At 40.9% G+C, this 23,234-nt stretch carries 19 protein-coding genes; 7 read left to right on the top strand and 12 right to left on the bottom strand.

Going from position 1 to position 23,234, the window contains the following annotated elements; genetic code table 11:
• Window positions 1–261: 261 nt before the first annotated feature.
• The gene (locus RSJ42_RS10825; RefSeq protein ID WP_410507304.1) at window positions 262–453 is read left to right on the top strand and encodes a hypothetical protein; all 192 of its coding nucleotides are present in this window, start codon (window positions 262–264) and stop codon (window positions 451–453) included.
• 166 nt (window positions 454–619) lie between these two features.
• Here the strand turns inward: RSJ42_RS10825 and RSJ42_RS10820 are convergent, their stop codons facing one another.
• The 12 genes from RSJ42_RS10820 to RSJ42_RS10765 form a co-directional block, all read right to left on the bottom strand.
• Complete coding sequence (locus tag RSJ42_RS10820) at window positions 620–1,675, bottom strand: hypothetical protein (protein ID WP_410507303.1); 1,056 nt, start codon at window positions 1,673–1,675, stop codon at window positions 620–622.
• Window positions 1,672–3,234, bottom strand: coding sequence for an archaellar assembly protein FlaJ (flaJ, locus tag RSJ42_RS10815; protein WP_410507302.1), 1,563 nt, complete (start codon window positions 3,232–3,234; stop codon window positions 1,672–1,674). Before flaJ ends, RSJ42_RS10820 begins: the two co-directional genes overlap by 4 nt.
• Window positions 3,231–5,078, bottom strand: a complete 1,848-nt coding sequence (locus tag RSJ42_RS10810) for a type II/IV secretion system ATPase subunit (RefSeq protein WP_410507301.1) — start codon at window positions 5,076–5,078, stop codon at window positions 3,231–3,233. The genes flaJ and RSJ42_RS10810 overlap by 4 nt, the downstream gene beginning before the upstream one ends.
• A 60-nt stretch (window positions 5,079–5,138) precedes the next feature.
• Entirely contained in the window at window positions 5,139–5,927 is a 789-nt protein-coding gene (locus RSJ42_RS10805) for an ATPase domain-containing protein (RefSeq protein WP_410507300.1), read from the bottom strand.
• A gap of 140 nt (window positions 5,928–6,067) precedes the next feature.
• Window positions 6,068–6,586, bottom strand: a complete 519-nt coding sequence (locus RSJ42_RS10800) for a hypothetical protein (RefSeq protein WP_410507299.1) — start codon at window positions 6,584–6,586, stop codon at window positions 6,068–6,070.
• On the bottom strand, window positions 6,583–7,077 hold the full coding sequence (locus RSJ42_RS10795; RefSeq protein WP_410507298.1) for a hypothetical protein: 495 nt from the start codon (window positions 7,075–7,077) through the stop codon (window positions 6,583–6,585). Before RSJ42_RS10795 ends, RSJ42_RS10800 begins: the two co-directional genes overlap by 4 nt.
• 394 nt (window positions 7,078–7,471) lie before the next feature.
• Window positions 7,472–8,206 (bottom strand): hypothetical protein, encoded by a 735-nt coding sequence (locus tag RSJ42_RS10790; protein ID WP_410507297.1) that lies wholly within the window; start codon window positions 8,204–8,206, stop codon window positions 7,472–7,474.
• A 76-nt stretch (window positions 8,207–8,282) separates the two neighbouring features.
• Window positions 8,283–8,882 carry an archaellin/type IV pilin N-terminal domain-containing protein gene (locus RSJ42_RS10785; RefSeq protein ID WP_410507296.1) on the bottom strand — a complete coding sequence of 200 codons (600 nt, stop codon included), beginning with the start codon at window positions 8,880–8,882 and terminating at the stop codon, window positions 8,283–8,285.
• A gap of 366 nt (window positions 8,883–9,248) precedes the next feature.
• Window positions 9,249–10,100, bottom strand: a complete 852-nt coding sequence (locus tag RSJ42_RS10780) for a 2-oxoacid:ferredoxin oxidoreductase subunit beta (RefSeq protein ID WP_410507295.1) — start codon at window positions 10,098–10,100, stop codon at window positions 9,249–9,251.
• A complete protein-coding gene (locus RSJ42_RS10775; RefSeq protein ID WP_410507294.1) occupies window positions 10,087–11,769 on the bottom strand; it encodes a 2-oxoacid:acceptor oxidoreductase subunit alpha in 1,683 nt (560 codons plus the stop codon). Before RSJ42_RS10775 ends, RSJ42_RS10780 begins: the two co-directional genes overlap by 14 nt.
• A 1,138-nt stretch (window positions 11,770–12,907) precedes the next feature.
• Window positions 12,908–14,164: a hydroxymethylglutaryl-CoA reductase (NADPH) gene (gene hmgA, locus RSJ42_RS10770; RefSeq protein ID WP_410507293.1), complete on the bottom strand. Its 1,257-nt coding sequence runs from the start codon at window positions 14,162–14,164 to the stop codon at window positions 12,908–12,910.
• A 540-nt stretch (window positions 14,165–14,704) separates the two neighbouring features.
• Entirely contained in the window at window positions 14,705–15,073 is a 369-nt protein-coding gene (locus RSJ42_RS10765) for a DsrE family protein (protein ID WP_410507292.1), read from the bottom strand.
• Between the two features lie 522 nt (window positions 15,074–15,595).
• Between RSJ42_RS10765 and RSJ42_RS10760 the strand changes: the two genes are divergently transcribed.
• The 6 genes from RSJ42_RS10760 (at window position 15,596) to RSJ42_RS10735 (ending at window position 23,226) form a co-directional block, all read left to right on the top strand.
• Entirely contained in the window at window positions 15,596–17,602 is a 2,007-nt protein-coding gene (locus RSJ42_RS10760) for a methyl-accepting chemotaxis protein (RefSeq protein WP_410507291.1), read from the top strand.
• Window positions 17,603–17,746: 144 nt separating this feature from the next.
• Complete coding sequence (locus RSJ42_RS10755) at window positions 17,747–18,994, top strand: RNA-guided endonuclease InsQ/TnpB family protein (RefSeq protein ID WP_410507212.1); 1,248 nt, start codon at window positions 17,747–17,749, stop codon at window positions 18,992–18,994.
• A gap of 561 nt (window positions 18,995–19,555) precedes the next feature.
• A complete protein-coding gene (locus tag RSJ42_RS10750; RefSeq protein WP_410507290.1) occupies window positions 19,556–21,475 on the top strand; it encodes a methyl-accepting chemotaxis protein in 1,920 nt (639 codons plus the stop codon).
• Between the two features lie 93 nt (window positions 21,476–21,568).
• Window positions 21,569–22,048, top strand: a complete 480-nt coding sequence (locus RSJ42_RS10745; protein WP_410507289.1) for a chemotaxis protein CheW — start codon at window positions 21,569–21,571, stop codon at window positions 22,046–22,048.
• On the top strand, window positions 22,045–22,845 hold the full coding sequence (locus tag RSJ42_RS10740; RefSeq protein ID WP_410507288.1) for a CheF family chemotaxis protein: 801 nt from the start codon (window positions 22,045–22,047) through the stop codon (window positions 22,843–22,845). The genes RSJ42_RS10745 and RSJ42_RS10740 overlap by 4 nt, the downstream gene beginning before the upstream one ends.
• Window positions 22,846–22,860: 15 nt before the next feature.
• Window positions 22,861–23,226, top strand: coding sequence for a response regulator (locus RSJ42_RS10735; RefSeq protein WP_324443493.1), 366 nt, complete (start codon window positions 22,861–22,863; stop codon window positions 23,224–23,226).
• The last annotated feature ends 8 nt before the right edge of the window (window positions 23,227–23,234 follow it).

The following is a 23,234-nucleotide window of genomic DNA, read 5'->3' as shown; positions in this document are numbered from 1 at the left end:
AAAAGTAATAAAATAAATTACTAAAATAAATTACTAGAATAAATTACTAAAATAAATTACTAGAATAAATTACTAAAATAAATTACTAAAATAAATTACTGACTTTCCTTTTCCTTCATTTATATTTCTCATTCCCTTTTTCTTATTAACAGTATGAGAAATTCTCTTAAATCCAGTTAAAATTTATACGATGAATTCCATATTCATAAGCAGGAGGGAATAACAATAACCGAAGAACTAAGTCACGATAACCTTTCCCATTTGATTGAGCACTGGATCGAACATAACGAAAGCCATATACAGAGTTTTAATGAATGGGCTCAGAAAGCCAAAAAAGATGGTTTTCTTTCAGCTTCCGAAGATATCTTTGAGGCTGCCCGCAAAATTGAAGAAGCAAACAAATACCTGCATAAAGCAAGGGAAGGACTTTTCCATTCCCCTGCTCACAAATAATTTTAATGCTTGAGTGCCCAAAAAATTCTTATCATTTGTGTGCCGGGATTCTTACCGCTTTTTTCTTTTCTTTTTATTTATTTCTCATTAGCTTCTGGTCTCTCTCATTCTTTCTCTCAGCTTTTTCGCCAGTTAACTCTTCATCAGTTCTGATTTCTTTTCCAGTTTAACCTGCATTTCTTGCCCGAATCAGAAGAGATTTTGTATCTTTTAACTCATTGATCAGCTCTTCTATTCGCGGTTCCTGCAGATACTTCATGAAGCCCTTCTCCTCTTCAGGGGTCAGGTCATCACTGCCCAGTAACTCTTCAATCAAATTTTCTCCAAGAAGACTCGCTGCAGGGTTATTTTTACTTTCACTTTTTCTCGCTTCAACTGAGTTTTGACTGGAATTTTTACTGAAATTTTTACTGGAATCCCTGCTCGAATCTTTGCTGGGGATCTTATTTTCTTTTAATTTCTCAGTTGAGAACGGATATACCGCTTTTATTTTTTCTTCTTTCCCTAAAATAGCTTTTTCCCCAACTTTTTTTTCGATTTCGTTTACCGTTCCTGCTCTTTCAGCATTGTCTACTGCCATAATCTGGATAGTTTCAGGCTCTATACCTTCAGATATTTCTACTTCAGATATGTTCACTTCAGATATGTTCACTTCAGATTTTTCGTCTGTACATCTATCCTTTATTTTCATTGGACTGCCTTTTACCTCTGAGAATTCGGAGTTCTCATTATGCAAAGAGCTATCTTTCATTTCAAGAGCACCAGGGATTTTCGCATGTGTTTTTCTTGAAAGTGGGGGAAAAATTTCCTCTCTCCATGGAAATTCTGTTAGTCCCTCATAACTCCTTTTTTCTGTTTTCCGGATCAGGCGAATACGCGCCTCAATTTCTTTTTTCTCTTTATTCAGTTTTTCTATCTTTTGTCTAATCTCTTCTCTCTTTTGTGTCAGGTCCTCAAGCTCTGCATCGTTTATGCACCCTGTTCTGGATTCTTCCGGCTTAAGCATTAAATTCTTTAATCCGCCAATTTTCAGGCTCTTGAACCCGTTTTCTCTCAGTTCTCTTAATCCCTCTATAGTTATATTTTTTAAACCCTCCATTACACTCTCCTCCATTAATCCTAATCTATTTCCGGTTTCAAAATCCTCCTCCTCTGCAGCCTTCCTGAATTCTCTCTTCAGACAACTTTTCTTTCTTTTCCTAACTGAAGAGATCTCTTTCATATCTGGAAAGTGAATACCCTGACTACGACAGGAGGGATAAGGATCATGCAAAGTCCTGAAATTCCGGACATCAGCCCCCCATAAAATAAAATTTTGTAATTTCCTCCCCCTTCTACAATCTTTACTACGAGTGTATTTGAAATTGTCAGGATAATTATCACGGAGAAAGTAAATTTATAGAGCACAGGCACGCTTTCGGCTGCATTAAACATGCTCATGCTCATTCCGGACATCCCGCTCATACTCCCTTCTGCGGACATGTAAGCCTCGCTCATTTTTGAAACAAGTCCGCTGAATTTTGAAATTATCTCCATTACAAAGATCAGAAGCCCGACCATAACAGTATGCAGGGTTATGGCAAGCCCCTTGAAGCTGGAGCTGACAAGCTGTCTCTTCATCCTCAGGAGGACTATTGCAAGGCTTGAGGCTGAGACTATATTCCCAACTTCGGCGGGGTCTCCTCCCAGTTCGACTGCATCTGTAAAGATCCTTGAGGACCTGTTGATAAGTTCCGAGCCCGTCTCGCCTATGAATTTCTCCCAGCAAACCCTGGACTTAAATCCCATAGAAAGGCCTTTGTGAAGCTCTTCAACTCCTGGCTTGAGGCAACCTATAGTTTCCCGGTCAAGGTTTTCTATAGCACTCCTTATGGTGATCCCTGTTGTCCCTGCAAGGGCTCCGAGAGTCTTTATAAAAGCCGGGAAACTGCTGTCCCTTTCATCGATTTTTCGGTCATCAACTATAGCCAGTGCTCCTATCGGGAGCGTAAAGAACGCCACCCCAAGCAGGATATATTCTCTTCCTATCCCCAGCAAAGTTAAGCCAGTAAGGGAAACCGCTCCCAGAGGAAGCAAAATTCGGCTCAGAAGTCTTATCTGCTCCTGCTCCTTTGATCTGCGTCTGAGTGCATGCAACTTTTTTTCGGCAGGAGCTGCTTTATATACTATATAAAGGGCAAGCCCGCATAGGGAAAGTGTCAGGAATATGATCAGGGATGCAATGGTTTGTATGTTGTCTATATTGTAAATCATGACCGAAACAAGGATTACAGTAACAACAAGGATTACGGAAACCATCAGGGCAGTGTATCCATCAGTCCATTTTTTCAGGGATTCTATACTTCTCTCATATGCGTTAGAATAGATTTCTTCCCTCGTAATTTTTTCCTGCTTGAGGAAGCCTTTCTCAGGTTCTCCGGAAGAAAGGGTATTCGCCATCCTGCCAAATAGTTTTGAAAGATAAGCATCTTTTAATTTCTGCGAAATATACTTGCAGGCTTTTGCGTACTCATATCCCCACTTTGAGGCAAGAATATATATCTGCCTGAAATATTTTGAGGCTTCGTACTCTTTCTGGCGTCCGGCATAATCGAATATCCTGTCCCTTTTAATATCCGCAGTTGAAATCGCTGCCATATAAGTCAGCAGAAAGAGCATATCATCATTAACTCTCTCAACTATTTTTGTACTTTTAAGTTTTCGGGCAAGGCTAAAGTATCCTTCAGCTCCGTGTTTTGCAGCATTTATTTTTAAATAAGGGGTTATCTCTGCATAATTCATAACGTTAACCCCGCCTCCTCGAGCTGGATCAGGGTATCAAACAGATCATAAAAATTAGTTATATTTGCCTTATGGATTTTTCTCAGGATTTTTGCCCTTCTGTCAAGTTCGGAATATATCTTTCTCACCTGATTTTCAGGAATTCCCATGCGTAGGGCGATTCTATGTTCCAGAAGATATGAGTTGTTCCTCCCTGTGAATATGAACGTGTCAGTAGCAGGGTCCCATTTGAAAATATCCATAAAATCAAAAGCCTGATTCACGGAATCGTAACCTACTATCTCGTTTATGCTCATGACCCTTCTTCCAAGCCCTTTTCCGGGGACGTTTACCGCACTCAGGACAATGACCACATTCAGGTTGTCCACATAATTTTTGGGCACATTTATGGGGTCTCCCGTAAGCCTCTGGATGAGTTTCTCTACCGAGGCTGCATGGAAAGTTGACATTACAGGATGTCCGGTCTGCATAGCTTGGAAAGCTATACTTCCTTCAACTCCGCGGATCTCTCCTATCATTATCTCATTAGGACGCTGGCGGAGGGCTGCCTTTAACAGGTCAAACATGGAAACGTCAGACCCGCTGTCGTCCCTTGTGGTTCTTGTAACCTCACGTGTCCAGTTCTTATGTGGAACCTGAAGTTCCGGGGTGTCTTCGATGGAAACTATTTTGGAATCCGGAGGAAGGAATGTGGTTACAGCATTCATCATTGTTGTCTTTCCTGAAGCTGTTTCCCCTGAAACAAAGCAATTCATGCCTGCCCTGAGCATCATCCACATATATGCAGCCATTGTGTAGTCTATTGTCCCGAACTCGATAAGTTCAAGGATTGAAATCGGAACCCTCATGAATTTCCTGATAGTAAAATTGCTTCCGCGTTTTGACACGTCTTCCCCAAATACTATATTAATCCTTGACCCGTCAGGAAGGGCTGTATCAACTATGGGGTCCCTGTAAGTTATTGGCTTTCCCACTTTTTCGGACATTTGTATGACAAAAGAGTTAAGTTCTTCAATTTCTTCAAATGAAATTGTTGTTTTAAGGGACGAAAATACCTTATGCTCAACAAATATTCTTCCAAGCCCGCTGCAGCTTATGTCTTCTATGTTTGAATCAAGCAGCAAAGGCTCGAGCATTCCCATCCCAACCTTATCCCTTACCATCAGGTATTTGATCGCATTGAATTCATGAGGCGTTACTGAAATTCTCTTCAGTTTTTTTGTTTCGAGTATTTTGCCGGCTTCTTTCAGGGTTCCGAGAATTCCGGCTATTTTGCTGCTATTGTCCTCTTTCAGGGAGTTTTTTTCCTGGGTTTTCCTCCGGGCTGTACTTTCTTTTTTTTCTCCGTACTTCCCGTCCGGTATCCCGGAGTTTTCCTTTAAATTCTCTTTTATATCGCAGGTTTTTTCAAGAGCTTTTACAAGGAGCTTCTTTTTTTCTTCAGGGTCATTTGTTGTGATGTCCTGGTCATGTATAAAGTCAATGAGTAACTTTTCTACAGCCTCAAGAGTGTTGTCCAGATTCTGGAAAAGGCAGGGTTCTATGGGGATGTAATAGTTTCTTATGTCCTCCCTGTCCGGATATATGTGAACAGCAAGCCCCTTTCCCGCAGGATAAATCAGATTAGGGTGTTTGATGCTTTTCATGGGTCTGGAAATTCTTGGAAAAAATTCCGGAAATCCTATTTCTTCAACTGGGAGCCTGCAAATGTAATCAAGGATATGATGATTTTCTTCCCTGCCAACGAATTCCTGCATTTCCGGGGAAAGGCTTTCGTAAACTTTTTTTCTGGAAGGCCCTCCATTCTCCGGTGCAGGCAACGGGTTAAAAGGCAGAGCTTCCATTTAGGTTCCTCATTCGGGTTTTTCTCCGGGAGTTGTTTCTCCGGATACTTTTTCATCTTTTTAGACCTTAACTTTTGAAACAGGAATTATTCTCAGCCCGTATTCACTGTCCACATCAAAACTAAGCAGATTTCCCGTAGTTTTCATGGCACCCCTCAGTTTCTGAATTTCCATAGTTTTTATCCACTGGTCCCCAACCTGCTCTATCCTGAGCTCAAGACAGGTGCTGCAAACTGATCTCAGCCTGTAGAATACTACCTGCGGAAATGCATATCCGTGAACGCTTATGAGAATAGTTTTCCCCCTATCGCATAATTTTGCACACTCGGTAAAGAAATTTAACACAGCACTCTCAGAAGAGTTAACTGCAAAGATTGTCAGGGAATCAATAAGGATCAGTTCCTCCTTACATCCCTGTACGCATTCAAGGAGTAGCTGCAGCAGGCTCTCACTCAAGTGCGGGTTTTTTTCAACATAACCTGCATTAATTTCGAATATCTTTGACCTTCCTATTATGAAATAATCCGAAATCCCCTGATTTAAGCTCTCCATGTGGTTCAGGACTTCTATAGAGGTTTTTTCAGTTGTTAAAACAAGTACGGTCTTATCCTGGTTAAGAGCTCCCCATATTATCTGCTGCATAAAAACTGACTTCCCACTATCGTTTCCACCTTCGAGGAGGCTTAGTGAACCTGCAGGAATGCCCCCTTCCAGTCTCCTGTCTATTTCCAGGTTTCCGGAAGATATGAACTCCATCACCTCTTTTTCTTCCTTTTTAAGGCCACTGGACTCTTCTTCATAAAAAAGTTCTTTTTCTAACGGTATACCCTCACCTTTATTTACTTTCATTTCTCTCGTCCCTCCCCCTGTTTACCTCCATTTCTCTCACCCCTCTTTCCTTATAGTCCCTTACTTTTCTTTCAGCAGTTTTCCCGGAATAACCTGTATTAACCTGGTTTCCATGAAAGTTTCCTTACGCAATTGAAAGATTATCTTTTAAAATATCGTGAAGCCTTTACCCCATTCGGTAAAACTACCTGAATCCAGTTTATGCTTGAATTTCCCAATGGGTCTGATTCATCCATCCGGACCTGAAGTTTCATCTCTTCTCCGGGGTCAAAGATTCCAGGGTTTATCAGGTCCGGCATAATATCAGTTTCTTTCCATCTGTTTTCGGAATGGGTCTCATCTTCCTGATAAGGAATCCAGATAGTCTTGTTTATACCTGATTCATTTTGATAAGTAACTATTATGTCCATGTAAGTGAAGTCCCCAATTTTTGTCGAGCCTGTATTTTGCAGGGATACCAGAAGATCCACTCCGTCTGTGGAGACGCTTCTTACCTCTATTCCGGTTTTTAGAATTTCATTTTTGTTTTCCTGCATCTCAATGACTGAGTCCGACAGTCCGTTTGCCATGTAGAACCCTCCTTCAGAGCAAACGTAGCAGGCAAGAAGGATGGTTGCAACTGAAATAATCGCTGCAATTATTGACCCGAACCCCATCATGACACCGTGAAATAGGCCTCTTCAGAAACCCCGTTGTATGTGCTGAATTTGATGAAGTATTTTTTTCCGGGTTCAGGCAAATCCGCAGGTCTGATTTTTATACTCAGAGTCTCTCCTTTATCCCAGTCATTGTCTTCATCCTGTTCAATCCTGTAGCTCCAGCCCGGTACCAGAGTTTCTTTTTCATCATAAGGAATTCGCTCAAAGTTCCCGGCTTTTCCAAAAAAGAGGTCAGACCTGGGAATTGCGCTTGAAGATATTTCCTTGCATCCCACGTTCTTTACCCATACATGAATCTCAGTGCCTTCGGCTCCTGTTGCTTCATGCAAAATTTCTATATCCGTCATGATCTGGTCTCCCATAGAGTCTGTACGGCTCATTATCGGATGTCCGGCAGAGATGACCGAGGGATACACAGCTGAAACAAACCCAAATGCACAGATAACGGATGCTATTGTTAGAATTGCAGAGCTTATCGACTCCCCACTCATCTTTCGACTCCCCGCTTTACTTTTTCCGCTCTTCAGACCGGAGAAATTGGTGATGACTTTAGTAATGAAAGACTTTGGCAATGATTTAATAATGGCTTTAGTGATAATTCCATAATGATTTTAATGATAATTTAATGGTAATTTAATGATAATTTAATGATAATTTAATGATGAGTTTAGCAGTATTTGATAATGGCTTTAGTGGTAATTTCATGATGATTTCCGATTAAACTGTATCAAACTGGTAACATATGATTAAACTATATAAATGAAATAACTTTAAGTGATGCTGATAAAGATAATTATTTCCCAATATACGATTTTTATTAAGAAGACGATATTGATCTGTCTCAAATATATCGTTTAATATCAGATTTGATGGCAGCAATTGATTTCAGCTTTTCAACTCCTTCTGTGCTTCAAATTCAATTGAGACGTTTCCTGTCTTTTTCTCTTTTCTTCTATACTTCCTTCCTGGGGCTGTTTCGTAAAGCGGCTGGATATTCTTAAAGCCTTCCGGATTAAGGATCGCACTCAACTGTGAAAGTACCGTAATGTTATCTTTCATATTGACATTTTCTTCTTCGGCAGGGTTTTCAATTGAGAGTTTTGCAATGTTTTCAATAATTTTCTCCGTCTCTTCGGGAAGCTGTCCGGTAAGAGCATAAAGGTTCAGCAGACCGCTGAGGTTATTGTGACCTACTGTTCTCACGGCGTAATCCACCCAGCGCATAAGCTCAACAATCATGAATATGTCAATCTTCCGGAAATCCCAGGGCTCGGTTCCGTATATTTCTTGCCTCTGAGCATTCTGCATGCAAGTTTCCCGGTTATGCACACATGGTTTCAAAGAATTCCTATCATTTTTTATAATTTGATCTCCTGGCTCCGAAACCCCTGAAGAAGGCTTGTGTTCCACCTTTTCATTTAGGGTTACAACTGGCTGGTTATCTGTAATTTTGTCTTTAACAGGTACCGGGCTCTTTAATGCTTCAGGGCAGGGAAAACTGCAGAAAGGATTCTCATTTTTATTCACGAGGTCTCTTATATCTACCAGTAATTCTTTGATCTCTCCTTTCATGACTTTAAGTTCGGTTTCTATCTCTTCAACTCTTTTCTCCAGTTCCATACTGACCACCTGAAAAAGAAAATAAGATTTCCATTTCTATACCTGCAAAAGGGGAAGCATCCCCTTAAATTCGGGATTATGTCAGGACCATAACTGGATCAATCTGTGTAGGAATTTCTTTCGTCACCGGAACAATTGGGCCTATTTTCGGTTTTATCTCAAGCCTGAATTCGCTATTTGGTGCGGTAGTAGCATTTGAAAGCAGTGAGCCTTCAGGAACTTCGATAGTTAGTGTCACCTTCTCATGCTGTTCTAAAATATCGTCTTTATCGTTTTCTCCTACAAACGTCTTGCTCCACTTCGTGCTTTCCATGTACTTCCAACTATCAGCGTAAGAAACTACCAGCTTTTCGGTGCCGTCAGCAAGTCCTTCTTTTCCTATCTCTACAGGAGACTGCCCTGCTGTAAGCTGGAGAGTAATAAGAATAGTGCCTACGGTTCCATCTACAATGCCTTCTTTTGCAATCACGTCTCCAGCGATTTCAACTGAAGAAGTGGTCTGTTTGACACCTTCATCAATAGTCTTCTTGGCTGTATCGGATGTTGTAAAGCCAGCCCCGAGAACTACATAAGAGAAAACTGCTGCCACCACCACAAAGGCGGTCAGCACGATTGCGGATTCCAGTCCTGTAAAGGCTTTATCGTCTTTTCTAAAGATGCTAAAAATCCCTTTCATTCTGTTTTCACTCCATTATTCAGGTTTGAATGAAAGTATATAGAAAAGTCAAAAGGTTCCATTCCCCAGCGCCTGATACTTTAATTTTTATTACAATTTACTATAGGAGATATCTGCTCAGGAGCTGATACTATGGTGCCCGGTCAACTGACCTCCTATATACATACCTATAATTCTTCAGAAGATACTATTCTCTCATAATTTATTAACTTTTACCAAAAAATTACAAAGTTATTATATTAGTGCTTTTTTAATTTTTAAAAGTTATTTAGTTAAATCAAGTACATTCGAGCCGGAATCTCGAAAACTATAACTCTGGACGGTTTAAGAATAGATTCTAAAAAAAATAGTAAGTAAGTAAAGCTTTCAATAAAACTTTTCAATTTCATGTTTTAAGGCTTCTATTGAAAACTTTTTCCTTATAAGAGGCATTTCATGGAGCGTAGGCACCATTTCTTCCAGGGTTTCCTTATCGCTCTTATAAAATACGCCATTGGGAATTTTATCTCCCCATTCAAGAGCTTTTTCGAAGGCCTTTACCTGGTTGTAAGGGTCATAATTGTCCCCGAGCTTGTAAACTCTTTCCCTGTACCATTTGAAGGTATTCACTTTATTAAACGTGACACAGGGCTGTAGAATGTCAAGCAGGGAAAAGCCCCTGTGTGTTATTGCGGCTTTTATAAGCTCCTTTAAATGCTCCTGGTCTCCTGCAAATCCCCTTGCTACGAAGCTGCAGTCCTGAGAGATTGCCAGAGAAAGCGGATTAAAAGGATGTGCAAGGTACCCAAAAGGCTGAGCAGGTGTATGCGTCCCTTTGGCTGATGTAGGAGAAGCCTGTCCTTTGGTCAGCCCGTATATCTGGTTATTGTGCACGAAAAGGCTGATATTCGGGTTCCTTCGGATGGCATGAAGGAAATGGTTTCCCCCTTCGGCATAGCAATCTCCGTCCCCGGCAACTGCAATAACGTGCATGGCATGGTTTGCAAGCTTTGCAGCCGTAGCAACCGGAAGGGTTCTTCCATGCAGCCCGTTGAAGGTATGGCACTTTATATAATGGGGCAGTTTTCCTGCCTGCCCTATTCCCGAAACCATCATGACTTCCCAGGGCTCGATTCCAAGTTCTGAAAGCGCCTGTTTGATGGTTGAGAGAATCTGAAAGTTTCCGCATCCAGGGCACCAGGCAGGGACCTGGCCTTCATATTCTTCAGAGGCAGGCATCTACTTCCTCCTTCAGGTTCTCAATTGTAAACGGTCTTCCATCGTATTTTAAAATTCGGTGGGTAAATTCAAAACCTGTTTCGGCCCGCATAAGCATTGAAAACTGCCCTCCAGCATTATTTTCCACAGAAATCACAAGATTTGCGTTTTTAAGAAGATCTATATAATCGAACTTTTCCAGCTCGGGGAACGGATAGATCTGACTGAAGTGAAGCATTGCGATTTTTTTGTCTTTTGAATATATATCCACTATTTCTTTTATTACTCCAAAAGTAGAGCCGTGCCCTACAAGCACTATTTCCGGAGAGGAGTCTCCATACAGCAGTGGAGCTTCGATTTCTTTCTTTATTTGAGGCAGCTTTTTCAGCAGCCTTTTCTGGACCATTTTTATGCGTGTTTCTGAGTCCTCTATAATGTGCCCCTCTTCGTCATGTTCATCGCTATCAGCAACAACAAGATGTTCGCCTGCTTCTCCGGGAACTGCAAGAGGAGAAATCCCTGTATCAGTGTATTTATAGCGTTTATACTCTCCTGTCCTTTCCAGGTCTTTTTCCCTGACCCGGTAATCGTTGTATACCAGGCGGCCGAGATCAAAGTTTTCAAAAGTCCATTCGGACTCACCCAGGTACTGGTCAGATAGAATAAAAACAGGAATCTGGTATTTCTCTGCAAGCTCGAATGCTTTGTTTGTCAGGTAAAAAGCCTCTTCCGGAGTTCCCGGCTCAAAGATCACCCTGGGAAATTCCCCATGGCCTGCATGAAGGACAAAAAGAAGATCTCCCTGCTCGGTGCGAGTGGGCAAACCTGTAGCCGGTCCTGGGCGCTGCATTTCTGCCAGCACAAGAGGCGTCTCGGTAATCCCTGCAAGGGAAAGGCCTTCTGCCATGAGGGAAAAACCTCCTCCTGACGTGCCTGTCATAGCTCTTACGCCCGCAAAAGAGGCACCTATTGTCATATTGATCGCTGATATTTCATCTTCGGCCTGCTCAATTACTATCCCGTATTCTTCTGCTCTCGAAGCCAGATAGTTCAGAATCCCTGTTGAAGGGGACATAGGGTACGCCGAATAAAACATGCAGCCTGACATAAGGGCCCCCATCCCTATTGCCTGAACCCCGTCTATTAGCAGAAGTTTCCTGTCCTGCGGCTCGGAAATTCCGAAAGCTTCGCAGCGGGAACAGTTTTCATGGGCGTAATTATACCCTGCCTCTGCGCAGGCTATGTTTTTCTCAATTATTTCTTCCCCTTTCCCTTTGAAAGTCATTCTCAGGATTTCATTAAGAATATCAAGCTTCAGGTCAAGCAGCCCAAGCACTGCCCCTGTTGCTACGGTATTTGCCATGACGCTGTTTTTTCCGACATCAAGCGCTATTTTTCTGAAAGGAATATCTATAAATTCAGTGCCTTCAAATTTCTTTTTCATGCTCTCGGAATCATATAGAATGAAGCCGTCTTCTTTTACGCTGTTTTTATGAATCTCTATTGTATTCAGGTCAAGAGCTAGAAGAATATCAACAGCTTCTTTTGAAGCCATTACTTTCCGGTCAGAAAAGCGGACCTGGTAAAAATTATGTCCGCCGCGTATCCTGGACATATAGTCCTGGTGCGTAAACACGTAATATCCTTTTCTGGAGAAGATTTTTGCAAGGGCTCCTCCTATTGTTTGCAACCCCTGCCCGGCTTCTCCTCCTACCCTGAGTGTATAGTCCAGAAGCTAAACCCCCGATTCTTATTTTCAAGTTTTCAGGCAATTCCCGCTCATTTTTCTACATTCTCTGTATTTTTTCAACAGCCTCTGATTTTTCTGGTATGATTTTAAAGTTTACAGGCATTAATTCTAATGTAAAAACCAGAGTTCACAACCTCTCCGAAACAGCTAGGCAAAACAGAAGTCTCTCCTGCCCATATTTCTTTTTTTCTGTTCTCCCCTGTCTCTTTCAAGCTTTATCCCTTTTAGCTAACATTAATACTAAGCCTTAAATAATCTTGCTTCAGGGTTTGATACGGAAACCGGGTAAAATTGGGAGATAAAAATTACGGTGAATTACCAGAAATAAGTTCACATAAATAAGTTCACATGTGAGTATAAAGATCAGCAGGATAAGTAAAATCGGAAACTGAATAGGAAACTTAAGGAATCGGCTCTATGAAAACTTTCAAAATAAGTAAAGTACCTTCCCAAATAGAATACAAGATACCAGGACAATCCCCAGTATAAGTATATCCAGCTGAAGTACGGAATATAGTATGAAAAAGCAAACCAGTGAAGTTACTGCACAGGCCAGAACATCAATCGGGTTACTCATTCCTGCCTCCATTATTGTTTAGAAGGCCACATTGTGATAAGCGTTTCGACTTTGAATCAAAAATAAATATTAGTCAAAATATAAAGCTCAAGTTATTTTTAGCAATGAACTGTTAATATGCCAAGTTAATCCTGAACCATTAGACCGGTCTGGGTTTTAAAAAGCGATCCGAATAACTGAGAATATAGCTGAGAATATAGCTGAGAATATAACTGAGAATATAGCTGAGAATATAGCTGAGAATATAACTGATCCTGATAAATGAGAACTATATCTAAAAATTTAGAGCGGTGGCATAAATGAGAAATAACCCGGCACTTAATAGTTAATTCGAGCCGCCAAAAAAGAGTGAATCTAAAAAGAAGTTAAATACTCCTCCCCTCAGTCTTCACAGGGAAGGGTATTCTTATTATTTATCCTGGGCCAGGCGTATTTTTGTCCGCTGGCTGTGGCGGGTAGAGTCTCCTGTACTTTTATTTTCCTGTACTTTTGTTGCCGGTTTCAGAACTTTCCGCGGCCGAGCTGTGCGTGAGCGCGTGCCAGGTGCCCCGCAGCCTGTGCTCCTATAAGTGATATCTCTCCTGCAAGCACTGCTGCAGCTACAATTTCTGCAAACTTTCGTGAGTTTATACCAGGAGTATCTCCTGCTCCTGACACTCCAAGGATGTTCAGGCAATCTCTCTGCGTTCCAAGCCCTGTACCTCCCCCTACCGTGCCTACAGGAAGAGCCGGAAGTGTAACAGAACAGTGAATCTCTTCGTATTTTGTTAGCTCCATACTTGTAATTGCGGTGCTGCCTTCCACTACATGAGCTGCATCCTGCCCGCAGGCGAGGTAAATAGCAGCGATAATATTTGCAGCATGAGCATTGAATCCCATGGCTCCTGCCCTTGCCGAACCGAGAAGGTTTTTACTGTAATTTACTTCAAACATTGATTCCGGCGTGCATTTGAGGGTTTCTTTAACTATCTCTTGCGGAATGGTTATTTCGGCAACCACAGTTTTTCCCCTGCCAAGGATAGTACTTATGGAGGCAGGTTTTTTGTCAGTGCACATATTTCCCGAAAGGGTTACCGGATGTGCGCCAAACTCATCCTCTATAAGATGCATTACCGCATCCGTGGCTATTGTCACCATGTTCATTCCCATTGCGTCTTTCGTATCATAGGAAAACCTGAGATAGACATATGTTCCGGTCACAAAGGGCTTTACAGAGAGCAGCTTTCCAAACCTGGTCGTCTTTTCGGCGACCTCTTTCATCTGCTCGAAAGTCTGAGGGCTCTTCACCCAATCATAAAACTTTCTGGCTCTATCAAGGCTCTCAAGCTTAAAAACCGGGGCTCTGGTCATCTCGTCTTCAAAGACTCTTACATTTGCCCCGCCTGATTTTGTGATCACCGAGCAGCCGCGGTTTACACTGGCAACGAGAGCTCCTTCCGTCGTAGCCAGAGGAACATAGTATTCGGAATTAGCATATTCCCCGTTCACTTTCAAAAGCCCGGCGACCCCTAAAGGAACCTGGACTGCTCCTATCATGTTTTCTATATTTCTCTTTGTTACGGTCTCCACATCTAAAGAGAAATTCTGTATATGCTCGAATTCAAGTTTTGCATATTCCTGAATGGCAAGTCTCCGGAGTTTTACGGCTGTCAATGGGTCTGCAAACTCTTCAATCTTACGAAATGCTATTTCTCCGTCGAGAACCTTTTGCAGAAGAAGTTTCTCTTCCTCAGTAAGCTCATAACTTTCTAAAAACATGAAATCACCAACTGATCCTTTTACTTTTTACTAAAAATTAAAGTCTTGTGGTGCTGCAGTAAGGAATACTAATTTAAATTTATTATTCTTTAAACGTGGCGCCTTACATAAAGATAAGATCTCATTATCCTAAATATCTGCATATTAACATATAATCCATTCCTCTGAAACAGTTTTTAGACCATTTTACGCAGGTCTGGAAAGATAATATTGGAATGTATAACAACTCTTATCTTTTTTGTAGCAGCTGGTTATATTCTGCAGCTTTAAAAAACATTATCCTATCATATTGTTCCTGGCAAACGCACCTTCCAGATTAAATATATTTAAAGCTTCAAATAGAATTTTTGTAGGAGCTGCAGAATATTATATCCTATGTTATAGTCTATGTCTTAGAATTCTCCCAAAAGTTTGTCAGGTGTTGCAGAAAATCTTTCAAAAAATAATTGGAGGTTGATAACTTTCAAATAATTATATTAAAAGAGATTTTTAAATGGGTTTAAATATCCTTTAAAGTTGACCAGAAATAAGCTATCATATTTAGAAGTTTATAATCAGCTGGTTTTCTTCCCTGTATGTCAGAAAAAGTTCAGCCACATCAGTTGAGCAAATAAATTCAATCCCCGGGATCAACTCCTCTTTCTTAAGACCAATCATATCTGAGGCAAGCTGACAGCACCGGAACTCCACCCCCAGGTCTATGCATTCCTGGACAGCGTCGTCGTACTTGGGTGACCCTCTCGTTTTATCTTTCTTTGCTAGCAGCACTCCCATAGGTCCCCACAGAATAACCAGTACTTGGAGCCCTTTACTTCTATAATACTTAGCAAATTTGAGAGTTTCCTGCGGGCTGGTGCTTTCATACACCATGTTTTTAAGTAGCAGTAATACCTTTTGGACTTTTGTCATAAGAACCCCAGGTTTGAATAATACTTTTCTGAAACAGATTACCTTGATGTATATAAAGTTTCACATTAAAATTGGGGGTACATCCATTTTTTCACTTCATTTATATAAATTTGCTAGCTTATCATGAAACCTGTGAAATCCTTAACGATGCTTAATTCAGCTATGTATTGAAGTTCCGAAATACAGCTAGTTTTTTTACTTAAGGAAAACCAAAAACCCTCGAATAAAAAAATTTATAAAGTAGGATTGATCATGGAGTTTATTCTTAAGTTTCACTTGGCTATCAGCTGTCTCTTATATCAAATCAATTTTGTACTAATATACTACAGATATTTTCCGCAGATCATACAGGCCGTGTCCTTTTAACGTGAGTTTAAAAAACCTAACTCTCTCTGATCTTTCCCTTTGGCACGGATCTGTCTGCCGACTGAGACTATTTTTCTGGATGTTTCCTATAACTTTATATACTTTATGTAAATATATTTACAGTTAATATAAATTTTCTAATGAGGTTTTTAGGCCATGGTATCAGTCGATTATGGTTTGGAACATCCAAAACAAAAAAACACTCCAAAAAAATCTACTGAAGCAGCGGATAAGGAAGCAAAAGAAATAAGCTGGTTAATAGATAACCTTCCTGTTTCTGTTTTCAGAGTCGCTAACGATTCTTCTTTCAGTATGGTTTATGCGAGCAAGAGCATAGAACAGCTCACCGGTTATTCGAAGGAAGATTTTCTTTCCAGGAGGGTCTCATGGGCTGACATTATTTACTCAGAGGATGTCTCTAAAGTCGATAATGTTATACAGAAAGCGGTTAAAACCAAAGCCCCTTACCAGGTTGAATACAGAATTCAAAGAGCAGATGGTAGTACCACATTTATTCATGAGCAAGCTCGTGTGGTAAAAGACGATAAAGGAGAAGTAGCTTATTTTGACGGTATATTCCTAGATATAAATGAATATATAAAGCAGAAAGATGACTCCCAGAAGGTTATTGTTAGCAGCATTCCGGATCCGACTCTTGCATATTATGTAGACTCAAATAGGAAGATAAAATTCCTAAATAACTATTTTGCAGAATGCTGCAATCTTAAAAGTCCGGACGAGTTTGTCGGGTTATCACCTTCTCAGGTAGTGGAAAGCAGTACAGTTGTGCTTACAGGTAAAACTAAAGCGATTGCTGAGCATGTGCTGGAAACCGGGGAAAGTGTCTCTAACCTTGAAGGAGTCGTCAAACTCAAGGGTTCAAGGCCGCTCAATGTAATATGTTCTGCCACGCCCGTAAAAGACGAGGGTGGTACCATTGTTGGTAGCCTCACAATCTTTACTGATATGACAAATTTTAAAGAGAAAGAAAAGGAAATCCAGGACCTCTTAAATTATACCAACACCTGTCTTAAAAATCTCGGAGAGGGCATCAAAAAACTAAGCGAAGGAAACCTTGAAGCTCATCTCGACAAAATCAAAGACGATGATTTCGGCAAGACCTTCGACGAATTCAACAGGCTTGTTCTCAATTTGAAATCAGTAATAGGTAATATCCTTGAAGATATGCTTACTACCCTGGAAGAGGCCAGGCAGTCTGAGGAGGCTGTCGGGCAGATGAATACTGGCATGCAGCAGATTTCTACGGCAGCAGAACAGATTGCTACCGGTTCTGAAAACCTTTCCAGGCACGCAGGCACAGCAGCTTCTGACATAAAAGCTTCGCAGGAAATCTTTAGCAGGCTCAGCGACTCTTCAAACAAATCCTCTGACTATGCTTCCCAGGCTGGCAAAAAAAGTGAAGAAGCCCAGGTCATAAGTAACCAGGCCCTGGAAGACATTGAACAGGTCGTTGCGGAAATTTCCAAACTTGGAGATATTGTCCACTCCCTTGATGACGCTGTCAATAATATCGGGTCCGTTACAGGGAAAATCAAATCAATTGCTGACCAGACCAACCTCCTTGCTTTGAATGCAGCCATTGAAGCTGCAAGAGCAGGCGAATACGGCAGAGGGTTTGCCGTTGTTGCAGACGAAGTTCGAAAACTTGCTGCTGACTCAAGAAAGAGCACTGATGAAATTAATGAAATCGTCACAAACGTCCAGAAAGAGACAAAAAAAGTGACCGAAGCCATTAGTATCGCTGACGGTCAGGCTAAGACCGGAAGCAAGAACATTAAACAGGCTCTGAACATGAGCCACGAAATTGCTACCGCAGTTGCTACCATAAATTCCATGCTTGCCGAACTTGACAGGCTTTCGGATGAAGGGCTTGCTAAGATCGAAAATATCGAGAAAAGCATCAGCGAAACGGCATCAACAGCCGAAGAAAACGCTGCAAGCAGCGAAGAAACATCCGCTGCAATAGAAGAGCAGACTGCTGCAATGCAGCAGGTAAGCAGTTCGGTAAAGAATGTCAGCGAACTCGCCCAGAAAACAGTTGATTCTCTTATGGAGAACTTTTCAGTGGCAGAGGGATCGAAAACTGTTCTGCAAAACCGCAGGGGAGTTTTGAGAGAAAAAGGTAACTCTAAGGCACGCTGAATTTTAACTCTAAGGCGGGAAGTCCCCTTCCTCGACAGCCATCAGGCTGGCAGGTGGGAGATGAAAGCCGTCAACTTCCTGACAATTTACTTTTTTAAATTCTGATAGCCTATTTATACACAGACCTCTTGTTTATATACTGCTATGCATCTAACGACAAAAGTTAAGATTTATCCAACAGAAGAACAATTGAAAGTCCTTTGGGAACTTTCAGATAAATGTTGTTCATTGTATAATCTAGCTTTAGCCGAAAGAAAAGATGCATGGAAACTTGAAAGAAAGAGCATCAAGTACGTGGATCAACAAAACAAATTGCCGGATCTCAAGAAAAGAAACCCTGAATACAAAGCTGTTTATTCAAAGACTTTGCAGGGCGTTCTAAAAAAACTTGATGCAAATTATAGATCTTTTTTTGCACTCAGAAAAAATGGAGATCTAAAAGCCAGACCTCCAAATTTCAAAAGCAGGAAATATTTTCAGACAATTCCGTATAATCAAAGTGGATTTTATCAGATTGGTTGTGTCATTTCTTTCTCTCATAAAATAAATGACACCAAACTTGTTTTTGATCTCGGAAAGAAATTTGAAAATATAAAACAAATCGAGATCTATAATGATGATCCTTTCCATGCTAAAGGAGATTTCTATATTTCTGTTACTTATGAAGTCTCTGCACATGAGTACATTGATAATGGTTTATATCAGGCTAATGATGCCGGGATCACAAAAATAGTAACAGCAGTAAATACTCAAGGTAAATTCTTTGAAGTTAAAACTCCAAGAATTGATAAGTACTGGCAACCAAAACTGGATGCTCTAAAATCCAGGAGAGATCACTGTAAAAGAAAGAGCAAAAAATGGGTAAGGCTACACAATATTTATCGTAAAATGGAGAAAAAGAAATCTAATCAGCTTAGAGATTTCCAGCATAAACTATCAAAGAAAATGGTCAACAATACTAAGGCCAATACTATTATTGTGGGAGATCTGAAAACAAAAAACATGGCTCAATCCAAGAGACTTAAAGGAAAAAGAAAAAGAGCTATGAATAGATCTACCCAAAATCAAGGATATTTATCTCGCTTCATCGAATTTTTAGCCTATAAAGCTGAACTTATAGGTAAAAAAGTAATAAAAATTGATGAAAGCTATACTTCCAAAACGTGTTATGTTTGTGGAAAAATCCATGACATGCCACTCTGGAAACGAAATATGGAATGCGATTGTGGCAATTTTATTGATAGAGATTGCAATAGTGCAATCAATATCATGGTAAATTTCCTATTGCAGAATGCCTTGTGGACAGGCTATCAGAAATTCTCTGATAATCTTCGACAAACAGGATTACCGATGTCGGAAAGATTCTTAGAATCTTACCATCAAATGACGTAATCACTCGAAGGAAGCTCCGTCCTCGCCATCAGGCAGGGCGGGGTAGTTCACTCCATAACTTTTCCGGTAAAGGGCTAATAGAAAAATGACCTTCATCTGTTAGCCCTGTAAAAAAGCAGCATTGTCAATGTGGTCAGGTAATCGCACTCAATCCCTATAATAAATAGAGTTGACAGCCCTCAGGTAGAAAGAAAGGAAATCTTCGATTATTGTTGCAGTTCTGGTATTGCATCCAGTTTCCGTTTTCTATGTTTCTGTTTTCTATTATACAGTGCCCAATTCTAAAAATTATTACTATACAGATATTTCCATGCTCCTGTCATTAAGGAAGTTAGCTTTCATGACGCTTTTTCATAACATTACAGCAGTAAATTTATTATTCTGTATTTAAAATAATAGCTGTTTCAAAAGTGTCTTTTCCTCAACTATACATTTAAATACTTCCTACAATTATAATCATAGTTATTATATATATCATTAGGGGATTGATTATACGTGACTTCAGTAGTGACTGATTTTAAAAAAACGAAGCAAAGAAACTCATCAAAAAATTTGGTTGAGGTGGATAGTTTAAAAACAACAGATATCAGTTCATTGATGGACGGCCTTCCTGTAACTATTTTCAGGACATTGAACGATTCCGCATGGTCGATCCGCTACATTAGTGAAAATGTCTTAGAGCTGACCGGTCATTCCAAGACGGATTTTCTTTCCCATAAGTTGTCCTGGTTTGATATTGTGTATCCTGAGGATGTTTCACTGATCGACAAGAGTATACAGAAAGCTAAAAAAAATGGGATTCCTTATCAGGTCGAATATCGAATAAAAAAAGCAGACGGCAGTATGGTGTTCATTCAGGAGCAGGGGCATCTTGTAAATGATGAGAATGGAAAAATTGCTTTTATTGATGGAATATTTTTAGACACAACTCCGTATGTGAAACAGAGAGAAGATTCCCAGAGAGCGATTGTTAGCAGCATACCAAAACCATCACTTGCGCTTTATGTAGATGCCTCCGGGAAAATAAAATTCATCAATGACTATTTTGTAAAAGTTTGTAAGTTTAAAAGTGCTGGAGAAGCAGTAGGTCTGTCTCCCTCTGATTTAATGGAAAGCAATGGAAAAAAATCACTTGCTGAAACAGTTCTGGAAACTGGGGAGGGGGTTTACAACCTTGAACGTGCACTTAAACTTAAGGCTCTGGATAAACCACTGTATACGGTAACCTCTTCTGTCCCGGTAAAAGACAATGTCGGGTCAATTGTTGGAAATCTCACAATCATAACTGACATGACCGAGATAAAGGAGAAGGAGAAAGAAATTGAGGATCTTCTGGAATATACCAATAGCTGCCTGAAAAACCTTGGGGAAGGAATCAGGAAACTGAGTGGAGGAAACCTTGATGCTCATCTCGACAAAATCAAAGACGATGATTTCGGCAAGACCTTCGACGAATTCAACAGGCTTGTTCTCAATTTGAAATCTATTATTGAGCATATCCTTGAAGACATGCTTACTACCCTGGAAGAAGCAAGGCAGTCTGAAGAGGCTGTCGGGCAGATGAATACTGGCATGCAGCAGATTTCTACGGCAGCAGAACAGATTGCTACCGGTTCTGAAAACCTTTCCAGGCACGCAGGCACAGCAGCTTCTGACATAAAAGCTTCGCAGGAAATCTTTAGCAGGCTCAGCGACTCTTCAAACAAATCCTCTGACTATGCTTCCCAGGCTGGCAAAAAGAGTGAAGAAGCCCAGGTCATAAGTAACCAGGCCCTGGAAGACATCGAACAGGTCGTTGCGGAAATTTCCAAACTTGGAGATATTGTGCACTCCCTTGATGATGCTGTCAATAACATCGGGTCCGTTACAGGGAAAATCAAATCAATTGCTGACCAGACCAACCTCCTTGCTTTGAATGCAGCCATTGAAGCTGCAAGAGCAGGCGAATACGGCAGAGGGTTTGCCGTTGTTGCAGACGAAGTTCGAAAACTTGCTGCTGACTCAAGAAAGAGCACTGATGAAATTAATGAAATCGTCACAAACGTCCAGAAAGAGACAAAAAAAGTGACCGAAGCCATTAATATCGCTGACGGTCAGGCTAAGACCGGAAGCAAGAACATTAAACAGGCTCTGAACATGAGCCACGAAATTGCTACCGCAGTTGCCACCATAAATTCCATGCTTGCCGAACTTGACAGGCTTTCGGATGAAGGGCTTGCTAAGATCGAAAATATCGAGAAAAGCATCAGCGAAACGGCATCAACAGCCGAAGAAAACGCTGCAAGCAGCGAAGAAACATCCGCTGCAATAGAAGAGCAGACTGCTGCAATGCAGCAGGTAAGCAGTTCGGTAAAGAATGTCAGCGAACTCGCCCAGAAAACAGTTGATTCTCTTATGGAGAACTTCAACATTTCGGAGGAAGAAAAAAGCAAACAGCCCTCTCCTGGAAGATCTGAGGGATTTGACCGAAAGAAGAGATAAAAAACATACTCAATGTTAATCTGTTAGATTTGGGGGCTAACGGGGCTTGATGATTGGATTTTGCAGCTTCTGTCAGCCCCCTGAGGTGATAAAATGAGTTATCATAGTCAGATCGTAAACGTGGATAACACCATTCAGGTGATTGTTTTCAGTCTTGGAGACGAGCGATATGGCGTAGAAATCTCTCAGGTAAAAGAGATTATCCTGCCAACTCAAATCACCAGAATCCCAAACGTGCCTGGTTTTGTAGAGGGAGTATTGAACCTTAGAGGCCAGATAGCTACAATCATCAATCTCAGAAAGAGATTGGGAAAAGAATCGAAGAAAAACGATGAAAACACCCGAATTATTGTTATCGAATACAATAATGCTACTATTGGGATGATGGTCGACAGTGTAAGTGAAGTCAAGTACCTGTCTTCTCAAAATATCGAAGAAATACCCAAATTCTTAGCTTTAAGAGATGATTCAAAGTTCTTGAAAGGAGTTGGGAAACTCGAGGATGGACTTCTCACGTTAATGGACCTTAAAGAGTTATTCAGCGAGGAAGAGCTGAAGGAGATAAGGGGATGACCGACAAAATCCACCTCAGAGCTCCTATTAAAATTTATGATGGCGGATGGGTGGATGCAGAACTCTTGGTTACAGACAGCAGTCTGGTTATTGGAAAACGGAACATCCCATTAGGGGAAATTGAAGACCTGGAGGACGTTGAATTTGAGGGTATTAATTGCATCCAGATCAAAAAAGAAGGAAAAATTATACTTCAGCTCCCCAAAAATCTTCATCAGCAGGTCTTCAAATTTATTGCATTCAATCTTAAAGCAGATAAGTTTGCAGTTTTTTTCCTGGCATCCGCAACTGTTGGGGGTGTTGTTTCATCGGGTGCCCAGTGGGAAAAAGGATATTTCAGTGTAACAGATGAAGGCTTCTGGTTTTTGTCCGCCAGAAACCAGAAAAGAATTCCAATTGAGAATCTTGGGTCTGTCAAAGCTGATGTCAGAAACGTGGGTGGGAAACAGAGGAAAGTCCTCGTCCTTTCTCACGTTGAAAAAAGTAATGTAGTAACTAGCCTGGTGCTTTGCCCGGAAAGCACGCTGGAAATGCTTGAAGGCTATCTTCAGCGGCTCTTCGAAAAGCATAAACCGGCAATTAATCTGTCCGAAAACGAAACACAAATCCTTACTCTGATATATTCGGGGCTGGATTTCGCATCAATTGAAAATATAATCGGGATATCAACGGACGAATTAAATAGTTACTATGATCGCCTTGTCGATGCTGGACTAGCTAAAGTCGTAAAAATTAGAAAAGAGATAGAATTAACCCCTCGCGGGGTAAGCATGGTTGATAAAATATCCAAGAGATAATTTTGGGGGATACATATGGCAAAAGTATTGATTGTAGATGATACGGCTTTTATGAGAAAACTTTTGAAAAACATTCTTTTCGGTGCAGGATTCGATATCGCAGGGGAGGCCGAGAACGGACAGCAGGCTGTGGAGATGTACAGGACACTCAAGCCGGATGTTGTCACAATGGATGTCGTTATGCCTGAAATGACAGGGATTGACGCATTGAAGCAGATAAAAACTACCATAGATAAAGATGCAAAAATTGTTATGTGCACTGCCATCGGGCAGGAGAATATCGTAAAAACAGCCATAAAACTGGGGGCAAGAGGCTATATCATAAAACCATTCCAGGCTCCTAAGGTCATTGAAGAGATAAAGAAAGTAGTCGGCGAATGAGTCTGGGG

The organism is Methanosarcina hadiensis (assembly GCF_046529725.1).
Taxonomy (GTDB): domain Archaea; phylum Halobacteriota; class Methanosarcinia; order Methanosarcinales; family Methanosarcinaceae; genus Methanosarcina; species Methanosarcina hadiensis.
This window is presented reverse-complemented; position numbering and strand designations above follow the sequence as displayed.